Annotated in this window: 12 protein-coding genes; 7 read left to right on the top strand and 5 right to left on the bottom strand. The window is 57.2% G+C overall.

What is annotated here, in order from left to right; all coding sequences use genetic code 11:
* The first annotated feature begins 100 nt into the window (after positions 1-100).
* The 3 genes from BFV63_RS15905 (at position 101) to BFV63_RS15915 (ending at position 2,813) form a co-directional block, all read left to right on the top strand.
* Positions 101-778, top strand: coding sequence for a response regulator (locus BFV63_RS15905; RefSeq protein ID WP_017383516.1), 678 nt, complete (start codon positions 101-103; stop codon positions 776-778).
* Positions 778-2,166, top strand: coding sequence for a sensor histidine kinase (locus tag BFV63_RS15910; RefSeq protein WP_045345530.1), 1,389 nt, complete (start codon positions 778-780; stop codon positions 2,164-2,166). The genes BFV63_RS15905 and BFV63_RS15910 overlap by 1 nt, the downstream gene beginning before the upstream one ends.
* A gap of 167 nt (positions 2,167-2,333) precedes the next feature.
* Positions 2,334-2,813 (top strand): efflux pump transcriptional repressor OqxR, encoded by a 480-nt coding sequence (locus BFV63_RS15915; RefSeq protein WP_003860591.1) that lies wholly within the window; start codon positions 2,334-2,336, stop codon positions 2,811-2,813.
* Positions 2,814-2,880: 67 nt separating this feature from the next.
* Here BFV63_RS15915 and oqxB read toward each other — a convergent pair whose 3' ends face one another.
* Positions 2,881-6,033: a multidrug efflux RND transporter permease subunit OqxB gene (gene oqxB / locus BFV63_RS15920; RefSeq protein WP_003860594.1), complete on the bottom strand. Its 3,153-nt coding sequence runs from the start codon at positions 6,031-6,033 to the stop codon at positions 2,881-2,883.
* Between the two features lie 23 nt (positions 6,034-6,056).
* Positions 6,057-7,232, bottom strand: coding sequence for a multidrug efflux RND transporter periplasmic adaptor subunit OqxA (locus tag BFV63_RS15925; protein WP_048240416.1), 1,176 nt, complete (start codon positions 7,230-7,232; stop codon positions 6,057-6,059).
* 338 nt (positions 7,233-7,570) lie between these two features.
* Here BFV63_RS15925 and BFV63_RS15930 point away from each other — a divergent pair, with 338 nt between their 5' ends.
* Positions 7,571-7,924, top strand: a complete 354-nt coding sequence (locus BFV63_RS15930; RefSeq protein ID WP_022651570.1) for a helix-turn-helix domain-containing protein — start codon at positions 7,571-7,573, stop codon at positions 7,922-7,924.
* Positions 7,925-8,026: 102 nt separating this feature from the next.
* Here BFV63_RS15930 and guaA read toward each other — a convergent pair whose 3' ends face one another.
* Both guaA and guaB read right to left on the bottom strand, forming a co-directional pair.
* Positions 8,027-9,604 (bottom strand): glutamine-hydrolyzing GMP synthase, encoded by a 1,578-nt coding sequence (gene guaA, locus BFV63_RS15935; RefSeq protein WP_003860599.1) that lies wholly within the window; start codon positions 9,602-9,604, stop codon positions 8,027-8,029.
* A gap of 67 nt (positions 9,605-9,671) precedes the next feature.
* A complete protein-coding gene (gene guaB / locus BFV63_RS15940; RefSeq protein ID WP_003860601.1) occupies positions 9,672-11,138 on the bottom strand; it encodes an IMP dehydrogenase in 1,467 nt (488 codons plus the stop codon).
* A 159-nt stretch (positions 11,139-11,297) separates the two neighbouring features.
* On the opposite strand from guaB, the gene xseA reads away from it, so the two are divergent.
* The 3 genes from xseA to BFV63_RS15955 are packed head-to-tail and all read left to right on the top strand — an operon-like array spanning position 11,298 to position 14,099.
* Positions 11,298-12,671 (top strand): exodeoxyribonuclease VII large subunit, encoded by a 1,374-nt coding sequence (gene xseA / locus BFV63_RS15945; RefSeq protein WP_048240415.1) that lies wholly within the window; start codon positions 11,298-11,300, stop codon positions 12,669-12,671.
* A 58-nt stretch (positions 12,672-12,729) separates the two neighbouring features.
* The gene (locus BFV63_RS15950; RefSeq protein WP_023325046.1) at positions 12,730-13,749 is read left to right on the top strand and encodes a M4 family metallopeptidase; all 1,020 of its coding nucleotides are present in this window, start codon (positions 12,730-12,732) and stop codon (positions 13,747-13,749) included.
* Entirely contained in the window at positions 13,749-14,099 is a 351-nt protein-coding gene (locus BFV63_RS15955; RefSeq protein ID WP_003860606.1) for a protealysin inhibitor emfourin, read from the top strand. Before BFV63_RS15950 ends, BFV63_RS15955 begins: the two co-directional genes overlap by 1 nt.
* Here BFV63_RS15955 and BFV63_RS15960 read toward each other — a convergent pair.
* The gene (locus BFV63_RS15960; protein WP_032609830.1) at positions 14,096-14,317 is read right to left on the bottom strand and encodes a zinc ribbon domain-containing protein; all 222 of its coding nucleotides are present in this window, start codon (positions 14,315-14,317) and stop codon (positions 14,096-14,098) included. The two genes, BFV63_RS15955 and BFV63_RS15960, sit on opposite strands and share 4 nt — an antisense overlap.
* Positions 14,318-14,319 lie beyond the last annotated feature (2 nt).

Genomic DNA, 14,319 nt, shown 5'->3' on the forward strand with positions numbered 1-14,319 from the left:
AGAAATGCTAAAGCACGTGAAGGTTCTGTAAACCCTGAAGAATTCCTGTTACCGTTTTTTCTTCAGTTGTTCTTCATGCACTGTTGATACAGTTACCAATGTGAAAATTCTACTAATTGAAGACGACCTGGATCTCGGCAATGGCGTGCGTATCGCCCTTGCAGATCAAGGATTTGATGTCATATGGGTACGCCGCAAAGAGGATGCGCTGCATCAGCTTGGGATCTGCGTGCCGGAACTTATTTTGCTCGACCTGGGGCTGCCCGATGGCGATGGCATGAGCCTGATGACGCGCCTCCGTCAACAGCTTAAGGGCGTCCCCGTCATCATCCTGACGGCGCGAGGCACGCTACAGGACCGCCTGTGCGGGCTGGATGCAGGTGCAGACGATTATCTGGTCAAACCTTTTGTTCTCGCCGAACTGCTGGCGCGCGTGAGAGCCCTTGCGCGGCGCAGTTACGGTTTTGAAAATGAGGCAATAGAAATTCGCGGTTTGTCGCTTCATATTCCGACGCGTCGCGTAACGGTGAGCGCACGCCACGTTGAGCTGACGGCAAGCGAATATGCGCTGCTTGAAACGTTAATGCTGCGCGCCGATCGCGTGCTTACGCGACGGTATCTGGAAGAAAGGATATTTGGCACGAAAGAAAACCTCAGCAACGCGCTTGACGTGCATATGGGTAACCTGCGGCGAAAAATTGGCGATGGCTTTGTGCGAACGGTAAGAGGCGTTGGGTATGTCATTGATACCGTACCCGTTCAGAAGGCGGCAGGTTGATGCGTAATTTTTGGCACCACCTCCGGCTTCCCACGCTGGTCAGGCGAATGCTGGTCGCCCAGATGCTGCTGCTTACGTTGCTCTGGTGTCTCTTTTTAACCTTCATTTTGCTGGAAGACCTGCGTAGCCCTCCCATACTGACGGGCAGTGAGACTTATGAAACCGTTTTTTCCCTGGTGGAGAGTATGGACGATCGTCCGCAGGCGCGTGATGCCGTGCTGGCAGCGTTCAGCAAGGCTCTGCGGGAGGGCTATGGCGGCGGCGAAGATCCGGAGCTGTCCATCAACCTCATTGTTCGCAAGAATAACGAGATTATTTTTTCTTCGGATGGTGCGCCAACGGGGGTAAAAAATAGCCGTCTGGGGGTCATGCAGCATGTCCAGAGTGAGGACCATACATGGACAAGCCGTACCCTCAAATCCGCGCACTCCGACGTGGAGGTCACCCTTTTTACCCCTGCCGGTAGCTGGAATTTCTTTATCTATCTGAACTCGCGCGGCTACTACGTCATGCCGCTGATGATATGCATCCCTTTTCTTCTGTTCCCCGCGTGGCTGTCCATCCGCATCGCGATGCGCCCCTGGAACAAGGTGGTAGATGAAATTTCATTGCGCACGCCGGACGATCTCTCGCCTTTAAAAGCCGTCCCCAGACACAGAGAGCTTCGCCAGACGGTCGACGCGATTAATGACTTTCTGGCCAGGGTGCGGGAAAGCGCCGAAAGGGAAAAAATGTTTATTGCCGATGCCGCTCACGAACTGCGTACGCCTCTGGCCGCGATGCGGATCAACGTCGAGGCATTGCAGTCCTGGGTCATCAGCGAAAGCCAGCAGGAACTGCTTGCGGGCATTGTTCGCAGCAATAGCCGTGCTGCGCGTCTCGTCAATCAGCTTCTGCTGATGATGCACAGCGAAGCACACATCAGCACGGTGATGTCGCCTGTGCCGCTGACAACGCTTATTCAGGAGCGAATGGCTGCCCTGGAACCGCTGGCGTCCGGACGCAGAATTGAGTTTGAATTCTTCGCCGACGATGAAATCCATGTCGCAGGCATTCGGGAACGTCTGGTGTCGCTGATCGACAATTTAATTGAGAATGCCGTGAAGTACAGCCCTGAGGGTGGACGCATTGAGGTACAACTGCAATCGCGTGATAAATGCGCTCAGCTGCGCGTCTCAGACGCGGGCCCCGGTATCCCGATTGAACTGCGGGAGCGCGTGTTCGACAGATTTTTCCGCGATCCTAATCAGACCCAAAGCGGGAGTGGACTGGGGCTTGCCATCGTCAAAGCCGTTACGCAGCAACACAACGGCAGGGTCAATCTGAGTACGTCAGCCGAAGGTGGTCTTATGGTGACCGTTGATTTCCCGAATCCGGCGTTCGCATGAACGTAAACCCGGCGCTACACGTCCTGACATGTGTCAGCGCAGCGTTACTTCACGTATGCCGCAGATTGCTTCAATAAAATTACCGTATTTGTTATATTGTTACTTACTGATTATTCACCTCTGCGGTGCCAAAAAGAACAAGATTCACCGCAACCCAGGACAGAAAAATGTTAGATTACCGCTTCCCGACAGCTTTGCAGATGGTTCTCAGCGTAGCGATGGCGGAGCAATCGGGTGAACGTTCGACGAGTGCAATCCTGGCCTACGGCCTGGAGGCGAATCCGAGCTTTATCCGCAAGTTAATGGTTCCGCTCGCCCGCGACGGCATTATCGTCTCCACGCTTGGCCGCAACGGCTCTATTCACCTTGGCCGCCCGGCTGAAGAGATCACCCTGCGTGATATCTACCTTTCCGTCACTGAAGATAAAAAGCTGTGGGCGTCCCGTCCTGACGTCCCGGCCCGCTGCGTGGTCAGCGCCAACGCCTGCTGGTACTTCAAATCAATCGCTGATGAAGCGGAGCAGGCTTCGTTAGCGGTTTTAGCGCGCCATACCGTCGCCAGCGCACTGGAAGAGGTGAAAAAAGCCGATACCAGCGGGTGCGATCCGGTGCCGGAACTCTGTACGCAGCATAAAAAAGCGCCTTAATCCTGACAGACTGCGAAAAAAAAAGCCGCCTTCATTGTGAAGGTGGCTTTTTGCTATCTGCTACGTCCTACGCAGGCAACACCTCTCTTTCCGCTTTGCCGCGCGTCACGAACTTACGCAGCGTCACGTAAAAGACCGGCGTCAGGAACAGACCAAACAGCGTCACGCCCAGCATCCCGGAAAAGACGGTGATCCCGGTGACGCCGCGCACTTCTGCCCCTGCCCCGTGACCAAGGATCAGTGGAATAGTCCCGGCAATAAAGGCGATAGAAGTCATTACAATCGGGCGTAAACGCAGGCGGCACGCCTCCAGCGCAGCCTCCATGATGCCTTTGCCCTGAATTTCCAGTTCGCGGGCAAACTCAACGATAAGAATCGCGTTTTTACAGGCCAGCCCCATCAGCACAACCAGCCCTACCTGCACAAAGACGTTGTTATCGCCCCCGGTCAGCCAGACGCCGAACAGCGCGGAGAGCATCGTCATCGGCACGATGAGGATCACCGCCAGCGGCAGCGTCCAGCTTTCATACAGCGCCGCCAGCACCAGGAACGCCAGCAGCACTGCGACCGGGAAGACGATCAGCGCCGTGTTGCCCTGGGTGGCCTGCTGGAAGCTCAGGTCCGTCCATTCAATATTCATCCCGTTCGGCAGGATCTGCTTAGACATAGCGTCCAGCTGCGTCATCGCCTGCGCGGAAGAGAGCACGCGCGGGTCGGCATCACCAATCAGATCCGCCGCCGGGTAGCCGTTGTAGCGGATCACCGGGTCCGGACCGTAGGTGGTCGTGATGTTCACCATACTGCCAATCGGCACCATTTCGCCCTGGCTGTTGCGGGTACGCAGATTCGCAATATCTTCCACGCTGTCGCGGAACTGCCCGTCGGCCTGCGCCATCACGCGCCAGGTACGCCCGAACTGGTTGAAATCATTGACGTACGACGAGCCCAGATAGGTTTGCAGCGTCCCGAAGAGATCGGTCAGCGACACGCCCTGCGCTTTCGCCTTATCGCGGTCAACCTGGACGTCCAACTGCGGCACGTTAGCCTGGTAGGTTGAGATGGGGAAATGCATCCCCGGCGTCTGCATAATCGCCCCGGACATGGTGTTCACCGCGTTTTGCAGCGCGCCATAGCCCAGACCAGCGCGATCCTGTATGTACAGCGAATAGCCCGACCCCTGACCCAGCCCTAAAATCGGCGGCGGCAGAATCGAGAAGCCAAAGCCCTGCTGGATTTGCGCGATTTTCGCGTTGATCTCCGCGTTAATTTCCGCCGCGGAATGTTTACGCTGGTCGAACGGCTTCAGGCCAAAAAAGACCGTCCCGGTGTTCGGCGTATTGGTGAACTGGAGCGCATTCAGGCCAGGAAACGCGACCGCATAATCCACGCCTTCGGTATTCATCCCGATTTCGCTCATTTTGCGGATCACCGCATCGGTACGCGCCAGCGACGAGCCTTCCGGCATTTTCACGCCGCCAATCAGGTACAGCTTATCCTGCGTCGGAATAAACCCGCCGGGAACGGCTTTAAACATCACCCCCGCAGCGCAAAGCAGCAGCAAATAAACCACAAACACCGCCCCGCGTCGGCCGAGCGTTTTGCTCACCAGCCCCTGATAGCCAGTCGAGCTGCGGTGGAAAAAGCGGTTAAACGGACGGAAAATCCAGCCGAACAGACGATCGATAAGCCGGGTCGGGAAATCTTTCGGGGCGCCATGCGGCTTCAACAGCAGCGCGGCCAGCGCTGGCGAGAGCGTCAGCGAGTTGATGGCGGAGATCACCGTGGAAATGGCTATCGTTACCGCAAACTGTTTGTAAAACTGACCGGTCACGCCGGAGAGGAACGCCATCGGAACGAATACCGCACAGAGCACCAGCGCAATGGCAATAATCGGCCCGGACACCTCACGCATCGCCTGATGCGCTGCCGCAAGTGGGGCGAGCCCCTCTTCGATATTTCGTTCGACGTTTTCCACCACCACGATGGCATCGTCCACTACGATACCAATCGCCAGCACCAGCCCGAATAGACTCAGGGTATTCAGCGAAAAGCCCAGCAGGTAGAGAATACTGAAGGTACCCACTACCGATACCGGCACCGCAATCAGCGGGATAATCGACGCGCGCCATGTTTGCAGGAACAGGATCACCACCAGCACGACCAGCACCACCGCTTCCAGCAGCGTTTGCACCACCGCGCGGATCGAGTCGCGTACAAATACCGTCGGGTCGTACGGCGCCGCCCATTTCATATCGTCCGGGAATCGCGTCGATAGTTCGTCCATTTTGGCGCGCACCGCGTTAGACAGATCGATGGCGTTCGCCCCAGGAGACTGGAAGATACCAATCCCGACCGCATCTTTATTGTTCAGCTGGGAACGCAGGGCATAGCTCCCGGAACCCATTTCAATCCGCGCCACGTCGCGCAGGCGGACGACCGTACCATCCTGCGTTGTTTTCAGGACAATATTGCCAAACTCTTCTTCGGTATGCAGGCGGCCCTGGGCGTTAATGGAGATCAGGAAGTCGCTCTCTTTCGGCAGCGGCTCGGCGCCAAGCTGACCGGCGGAGACCTGCACGTTCTGCTCCTGCATCGCCGTCACTACGTCCGAAGCGGTCAGACCGCGGGCAGCCACCTTGTTCGGATCCAGCCAGACGCGCATCGCGTATTCACCCGAGCCAAAAATCTGGATCTGACCCACGCCGGGCAGACGCGCCAGCTCGTCCTTCACCTTCAGCGTGGCGTAGTTACGCATATACAGTGAATCGTACTTACCACCAGGCGAAAACAGATGCACCACCAGCGTCAGCGTGGGCGACTGTTTCTGAGTCGTGATGCCCAAACGCCGCACGTCTTCCGGCAGACGCGCCTCGGCCTGCGCGACGCGGTTTTGCACCTGAACCTGCGCCTGATCCGGATCGGTGCCCGGGCGGAAGGTGACGGTAGTCACCAGCACGCCGTCGGAGCCCGCGACGGATTTCATGTACATCATGTTTTCAACGCCGTTGATCGCCTCTTCCAGCGGTGTTGCCACGGTCTCAGCAATCACTTTCGGGTTGGCGCCCGGATACTCGGCGCGCACCTGCACGCTTGGCGGCACGACGTCAGGGTATTCGCTCACCGGCAGCAGCGGGATGGCGATTAATCCTGTGATAAAAATCAGAATCGACAGTACGGCGGCAAAAATCGGCCTGTCGATGAAAAAACGGGAAAAGTCCATGGATTGGATTCTCAGGTAAGGGATCAGTTGAGGGCGGCGCTGGCGGTCATGGCAACGGTTTTTGCATTAACCGGCATACCCGGCATAAACACTTTTTGTAAACCATCGACGATGACTTTATCCCCGGGATTCAGCCCCTGCTGTACGATACGTAAACCTTCGGCCAGACGCCCGGGCGTGATGTCGCGGCGCTGCGCTTTTCCGTCTTTATCCACGATATAGACGTATTTACGATCCTGATCGGTCAGCACCGCCTTATCGTCAACAAGCGTGGCTTTAAATTCCGCACTGCCCGGCAGGCGTACGCGGGCAAACAGTCCCGGCGTGAACTGACGCTGTGAGTTATCCAGCAGCGCGCGCATGCGGATGGTCCCCGTACCCGGCGTAAGCTGGTTATCCAGGAAATCCACTTTGCCCTGATGGGGATAGCCCTCTTCGCCCGTCAGGCCAATCTCCACCGGCAGCGCCGTGTGATTGCTGGACGCCCCCTGCCCGCTGCGGGCCAGGTTTTGATAGTGAAGGTAGGTTGACTCGTCCACGTCAAAGTAGACGTACACCGTCTTCTGCGAGACCAGCGTGGTGAGGACGCTGGCGGTATCGCCCGCAGTCACCAGGTTCCCGCTGGTGATCAGCGCCCGGCTGGCGCGACCATCGATAGGCGCAGTCACTTTGGTGAAGTCCAGGTTGAGCTGGGCTGCGTCAACCGCCGCCTGCGCGGCGCGAATGTCGGCCTGCGCCTGAACGGCAGCCGAGCGACGCTGCTCCCACTCTTCCCGTGAGACCAGATGGGTATTGATCAACTTATCGGTACGGTTGGCTTCACTTTGCGCGAGGCTGGCCTGCGTTTTGGCTCTTGCCAGGTTCGCCTGCGCCTGTTCCAGCGCGGCGCGATAGGTTCGGTCATCGATGGTGAACAGCACCTCGCCCTTCTTCACTTCCTGGCCGTCGGTGTAATTCACTTTCTCAATGTAGCCGGACACGCGCGGACGCAGCTGAACGCTTTCCACCGCTTCAATGCGACCGTTAAAGCTGTCCCACTGGCTAATGGATTTCACCACCACGTCAGCAGCGCTGACAACGGGCGCTTGCGGCGCGGCATTTTGCGCGACGCTGTCATCGCACCCGACGAGAAGCACGGAGAGTAAAACCACCCCCATCGCGCTCAGATGAAAGTTACCCCAGGTTTTTTGCAGGCTCATTATTTTTATTCCGGTTATTGTAGCCGCCGGGCAAGACGCAGCGGGAGACGCCGCGCCACTTCCTTTGTCCGGTAGCTGGCTTAAGGCCATTTGTGTCGTTCATCGCCACAAAACTGTAACAGTTGCGAATACACTATTCGCGGCGATTGTAGGAAGGCGCTTAACTAAGTGCAAGAATAATTGTTGCACTTTATGTGCTATTTGCGGCAAAGGTAAATCACGTGTTTTGAACAGGGATTTAAATGCAACAATAAAACTTGCAATTAATGTAAAAACGGGTCACCTTTAAGTGCAACAAACAAAGATGCTTTTTAATGCGTGGCGTAGGGGGAAGCAAGATGAATACGGGTGCATTCATTCACGATTTACTCGACTGGATCGACAACAACCTCGATAGCCGTCTGGACATTGAAACCGTCTCCAGGCGAGCCGGCTATTCGAAATGGCACCTCCAGCGGCTTTTCAAAGAACATACCGGCTCCCCTCTCGCCGAATATATTCGCGCGCAAAAGCTGCAAAAATCGGTTGAGCGCTTAGCCCACAGCGATGAACCGATTCTGAACGTGGCGATCGCGCTGGGCTTTGACTCTCAGCAGTCCTTCAATCGCAGCTTTAAGCGTCAGTATGGTCAGGCGCCAGGGGCATGGCGACGCAGTATCGGCTGCCGTGGATCCCGGCAGATGAGCCAGTAGCTCACGTCCCGTTCGGATATCAGCTACAAAAGAAAAACCCTCTGTAAACAGAGGGTTTTATCAGTCTTACCTGCTTATAACTTCGCAGGAAAGGTTATGGGCTTACTCCCACTCGATCGTCGCCGGTGGCTTGCCGCTGATGTCATACACGACACGCGATATGCCATTGACTTCATTGATTATTCTGTTAGACACGCGGCCTAAGAAGTCATACGGCAGGTGCGCCCAGTGCGCGGTCATGAAGTCGATGGTTTCCACCGCACGCAGGGAAACAACCCAGTCGTACTTACGGCCATCGCCCATCACGCCGACGGAGCGTACCGGCAGGAACACGGTGAACGCCTGGCTCACTTTGTTGTACAGGTCAGCTTTGTGGAGCTCTTCGATGAAGATCGCGTCCGCGCGACGCAGCAGGTCGCAGTACTCTTTCTTCACTTCGCCCAGCACGCGTACGCCGAGGCCCGGGCCCGGGAATGGGTGACGGTAGAGCATGTCGTACGGCAGCCCCAGCTCCAGACCGATTTTACGCACTTCGTCTTTGAACAGCTCACGCAGCGGTTCCACCAGACCCATCTTCATCTCTTTCGGCAGGCCGCCCACGTTGTGGTGAGATTTGATAACGTGCGCTTTACCGGTTGCGGAGGCCGCAGACTCGATCACGTCAGGGTAGATAGTGCCCTGCGCCAGCCATTTCACGTCTTCCAGCTTCAGCGCTTCTTCGTCGAACACTTCCACGAACACGCGACCGATGATCTTACGTTTCGCTTCCGGATCGTTCTCGCCTTTCAGCGCGTCCAGGAAACGCTGCTCGCCTTCCACGTGAACGATGTTCAGACCGAAGTGGTCGCCAAACATGTCCATAACCTGCTTCGCTTCGTTCAGGCGCAGCAGGCCGTTATCCACGAAGACACAGGTCAGGTTTTTGCCGATGGCGCGGTGCAGCAGCATCGCGGTCACAGAGGAGTCCACGCCACCGGAGAGGCCGAGGATCACTTTGTCATCGCCAACCTGCTGGCGGATACGCTCCACGGCGTCGTCGATGATTTTTGCCGGGGTCCACAGGGCTTCACACTGGCAGATGTCACGCACGAAGCGCTCCAGCATGCGCATACCCTGACGGGTGTGGGTCACTTCGGGGTGGAACTGCACGCCGTAGAAACGTTTTTCTTCGTTCGCCATGATGGCGAACGGGCAGCTTTCGGTGCTGGCAACGGTCACGAAGTCGGATGGGATGGCGGTGACTTTGTCGCCGTGGCTCATCCACACGTCCAGCAGCGGCTTGCCGTCTGCGGTCAGGGAGTCTTCGATACCGCGCACCAGCGCGCTGTCGGTGACAACTTCAACCTGCGCGTAGCCGAACTCACGCTCGTTAGAGCCTTCTACGTGGCCGCCCAGCTGCATCGCCATGGTCTGCATACCGTAGCAAACGCCGAACACCGGTACGCCCGCTTCGAACACGTACTGCGGCGCGCGCGGGCTGTTCTCTTCGGTGGTGCTTTCCGGGCCGCCGGACAGGATGATGCCGCTTGGATTGAATTCGCGAATCTGTGCTTCCGTGACATCCCACGCCCACAGCTCACAGTAAACGCCCAGCTCACGCACGCGGCGCGCCACCAGCTGAGTGTACTGAGAACCAAAGTCCAGGATGAGAATGCGATGTTTATGAATGTTTTCCGTCATTGACGCTAATTCCGAGGCAAGTGAAACAAAACAAAGCGCCCGGCATTGAGCCGGGCGCGGAAATTTATCAGGAGCCCAGACGGTAGTTCGGGGACTCTTTGGTGATCGTCACGTCGTGAACGTGGCTCTCCTGGATACCCGCACCGCTGATGCGTACGAATTCCGCTTTGGTACGCAGCAGGTCAATGGTACCACAGCCGGTCAGACCCATACAGGAGCGCAGGCCGCCCATCTGCTGGTGAATGATCTCTTTCAGGCGGCCTTTATACGCCACGCGACCTTCGATACCTTCCGGTACCAGTTTGTCAGCAGCGTTATCGGTCTGGAAGTAACGGTCGGAGGAACCTTTGGACATCGCGCCCAGGGAGCCCATACCGCGGTAGGATTTATAAGAACGCCCCTGGTAGAGTTCGATTTCACCCGGAGATTCTTCGGTACCGGCCAGCATGGAGCCCACCATCACGGCTGCGGCACCTGCGGCGATCGCTTTGGCGATGTCACCAGAGAAGCGGATACCGCCGTCCGCGATAACCGGAATACCGGTGCCTTCCAGCGCTTCAACCGCGTCAGAAACCGCCGTGATCTGCGGCACGCCTACGCCAGTGACGATACGGGTGGTACAGATAGAGCCAGGGCCGATACCCACTTTCACCGCGCTGCAACCCGCTTCCGCCAGCGCGCGAGCGCCTGCGCCTGTTGCCACGTTACCGCCGATAATCTGGAGATCCGGGTATTTAGCACGGGTTTCACGAATACGTTGCAGAACGCCTTCGGAGTGGCCGTGGGAGGAGTCAATCAGCAGCACGTCAACGCCCGCGGCAACCAGCGCGTCAACGCGCTCTTCGTTACCTGCGCCCGCGCCAACCGCAGCGCCGACGCGCAGACGGCCATGCTCGTCTTTACAGGCGTTCGGTTTACGTTCTGCTTTCTGGAAATCTTTAACGGTGATCATGCCGCGCAGGTGGAAGTTCGCGTCCACAACCAGCGCTTTCTCAACGCGTTTTTCGTGCATTTTCGCCAGCACCACGTCGCGGGTTTCGCCTTCACGCACGGTCACCAGACGCTCTTTTGGCGTCATGTAGACGCTTACAGGCTGGTTCAGGTCAGTCACGAAACGCACGTCACGACCGGTAATGATGCCGACCAGTTCGTTGTCTTCAGTGACTACCGGGTAGCCTGCAAAGCCGTTACGCTCGGTCAGGGCTTTCACTTCGTGCAGCGTGGTGGTTGGCAGAACGGTCTGAGGATCGGACACGATACCGGATTCATGCTTCTTCACGCGGCGAACTTCTTCCGCCTGACGCTCGATAGACATGTTTTTGTGGATAAAGCCAATGCCGCCTTCCTGTGCCAGGGCGATAGCCAGACGCGCTTCAGTCACGGTGTCCATTGCTGCGGAGAGCATAGGAATGTTCAGACGAATGGTTTTCGTCAACTGCGTGCTGAGGTCGGCAGTATTCGGCAGAACGGTGGAGTGAGCGGGAACGAGGAGGACGTCGTCAAACGTCAGTGCTTCTTTAGCGATACGTAGCATGGGCAATATCTCTGACCTGGGTGGTTAAATATTGCCGTGGCATTATACAGAGCGTAACCGATTGCATCCACACTTTTTTGAAAAAAATGCTTGCGCTCACCTCTCAGCAGGTTACTATCGACTGAATAACTTGCTGATTTAGAATTTGATCCCGCTCACATGTTATCCTCTCAATCCCCCTCAATCTATACTGTCAGCCGCCTTAATCAGACGGTGCGTTTGCTGCTTGAGCAGGAAATGGGACAGGTCTGGATCAGCGGTGAAATCTCTAACTTCACGCAGCCTGCTTCCGGTCACTGGTACTTTACGCTGAAAGACGACACCGCTCAGGTGCGCTGCGCGATGTTCCGCAACAGCAACCGTCGCGTGACGTTCCGTCCTCAGCATGGCCAGCAGGTTCTGGTTCGCGCCAACATTACCCTGTATGAGCCGCGCGGCGATTATCAGATTATCGTCGAGAGCATGCAGCCCGCCGGTGAAGGCTTGCTGCAACAGAAGTACGAGCAGCTAAAAGCCATGCTTTCGGCTGAGGGATTGTTCGACCAGCAGTTTAAAAAACCCCTTCCCTCACCAGCCCACTGCGTTGGGGTTATCACGTCGAAAACCGGTGCGGCCCTGCACGATATTTTGCACGTCCTTAAGCGCCGTGACCCTTCCCTGCCCGTCATTATCTACCCGACTGCCGTTCAGGGTGACGATGCGCCGGGGCAGATCGTGCGCGCCATTGAGCTGGCGAATGCGCGTCAGGAGTGTGATGTCCTGATCGTCGGGCGCGGCGGCGGCTCGCTGGAAGACCTGTGGAGCTTTAACGACGAGCGCGTGGCGCGGGCAATCTTTGCCAGCCTTATCCCGGTGGTGAGCGCCGTCGGTCACGAAACGGATGTGACGATTGCCGATTTTGTCGCGGATTTACGCGCGCCCACGCCGTCCGCGGCGGCAGAGGTAGTCAGCCGTAACCAGCAGGAGCTGCTGCGTCAGATCCAGAACGGGCAGCAGCGCCTGGAGATGGCGATGGACTACTTCCTCGCCAACCGTACCCGCCGCTTTACCCAGCTTCACCATCGTCTGCAACAGCAGCATCCGCAATTTCGTCTGGCGCGTCAGCAAACCGTGCTGGAACGTCTGCGTCAGCGGATGAACTTCGCGCTGGATAACCAGCTTAAGCGGGCGGTATCTCGCCAGCAGCGCGTCACGCAGCGTCTGAACCAGCAAAACCCGCAGCCGAAGATTTATCGCGCACAAACGCGTATCCAGCAGCTTGAGTTCCGCCTCGCGGAAAATATCCGCTCACGCCTGAGCACCACGCGCGAGCGTTTGGGCAATGCGGTCACCCATCTGGAAGCCGTCAGCCCGCTCTCCACGCTGGCTCGCGGCTATAGTGTGACCACCGCGACGGACGGCAAAGTGCTGAAACAAACGAAACAGGTTAAAGCCGGGGATGTGCTCACCACCCGGCTTTCTGACGGCTGGGTCGAGAGTGAGGTAAAAGAGATCAAACCGGTGAAAAAAACGCGCCAGCGTAAAAGCGGATAAATCTTCGCCGGTTACAAACTATACTGCTGCTATTGCCTTTTTTGATAAGGAGAGCAGCATGCCCCATCTTCATAGCGTCATCCCTCCGTATATTCTTCGTCGTATTATCGAAAGCGGTTCAGAGCCCCAGCAGCGCTGCGCCCGTCAGACATTAACCCATGTGCAAACCCTGATGGCGCATATGCCGGGCAAACCCGCCGCGCCGCATGTGAATAAAGCCGGTCAGCTTGAGCGTGACATCTACGATGCGAAACAGACCCAGGAGCTGCCGGGTAGCCAGGTGCGCTATGAAGGCCAGCCCTCCAACGGCGATGTGGCGGTGGATGAAGCGTACGATTATCTGGGGATCACCCATGATTTCTTCTGGAAGGAGTATCAGCGGGATTCGCTCGATAATAAGGGGCTGATCCTGACCGGCACCGTGCATTACGGCCGTGAGTATCAAAACGCCTTCTGGAACGGCCAGCAGATGGTCTTTGGCGATGGCGACGGGGAAATCTTCAACCGCTTCACCATTGCCATCGACGTGGTGGCGCATGAGCTGAGCCACGGTGTGACGGAGACCGAAGCCGGGCTCATTTACTTTGAACAATCTGGCGCGCTGAACGAGTCGTTATCCGACGTGTTTGGTTCGCTGGTGAAGCAATACTATCTTAAGCAAACCGCCGACCAGGCAGACTGGCTGATTGGCGAAGGGCTGCTGGCAGCGGGGATTAACGGCAAAGGGCTGCGCTCAATGTCTGAACCCGGCACCGCCTACGACGATCCCCTCCTTGGCAAAGACCCGCAGCCCGCGCACATGAAAGATTTTATCAAAACGCGCGAGGATAACGGCGGCGTACACCTTAACTCTGGCATCCCCAACCGGGCGTTTTACCTGGCCGCAACGGCAATCGGTGGCTACGCCTGGGAAAAAGCGGGTTATGCCTGGTACGACACGGTTTGCGATCGCAACCTGGCGCAGGATGCGGATTTTGACGCTTTCGCAAAACTGACGATCGCCCACGGCGAGAAACGCTCCGGTAGCGACGTTGGGGCGGCCATTAAACAAGCCTGGGAACAGGTGGGAGTACTGTAATGCAGGTACCGGAACTGACGGATGACGCCGTGGTTGAGCTGGCCCGGGAAGGCGGCGTCGCCTTTATTCCTAAGCTGAGCGGTCAGCGCACAATCGCCCTCTCCACGCTCAACGAGGCGCAGCGTCAGCGCGTGGTAAATATTCTGGAACAGGCTATCCCGCGCGGACAGCCACCGGGCCAGGCGTCGTCTCCGGGCAGCGGCGATCAGCGCTATTTTCGCATTCAGATAATCTGGACCCGGCACAATCAGGCGCAGTATACCGATATTATTGTGCTGGTTCCGGAGCAGGAAGCGCCGGAATCGCTGATTGAGCTATGGCAAAAAGGAGAAGGCTGCGTGTGCGATTAAGCCCCAGCCCTGACGAACTCGACGCGTTTTTTTGAGATCAGCCCGTGGCCGTTCTGACAGAAGTAATCCACCGTGCCGCAGGCCTTGAGTACCTGAAGCGGCTGATGGCAGTCAGGGCAGCGCGCTTCGAGGGGAATATCTTTATTGCAGCTGTCGCAGTGCGCGATACCGTTTTGCGGCTCGAGCGCTGCGTGGCAATCCGGACAGGTAATCGACATGC

The sequence above is a fragment of the Enterobacter hormaechei subsp. xiangfangensis genome, from assembly GCF_001729785.1.
GTDB classification, from domain to species: domain Bacteria; phylum Pseudomonadota; class Gammaproteobacteria; order Enterobacterales; family Enterobacteriaceae; genus Enterobacter; species Enterobacter hormaechei_C.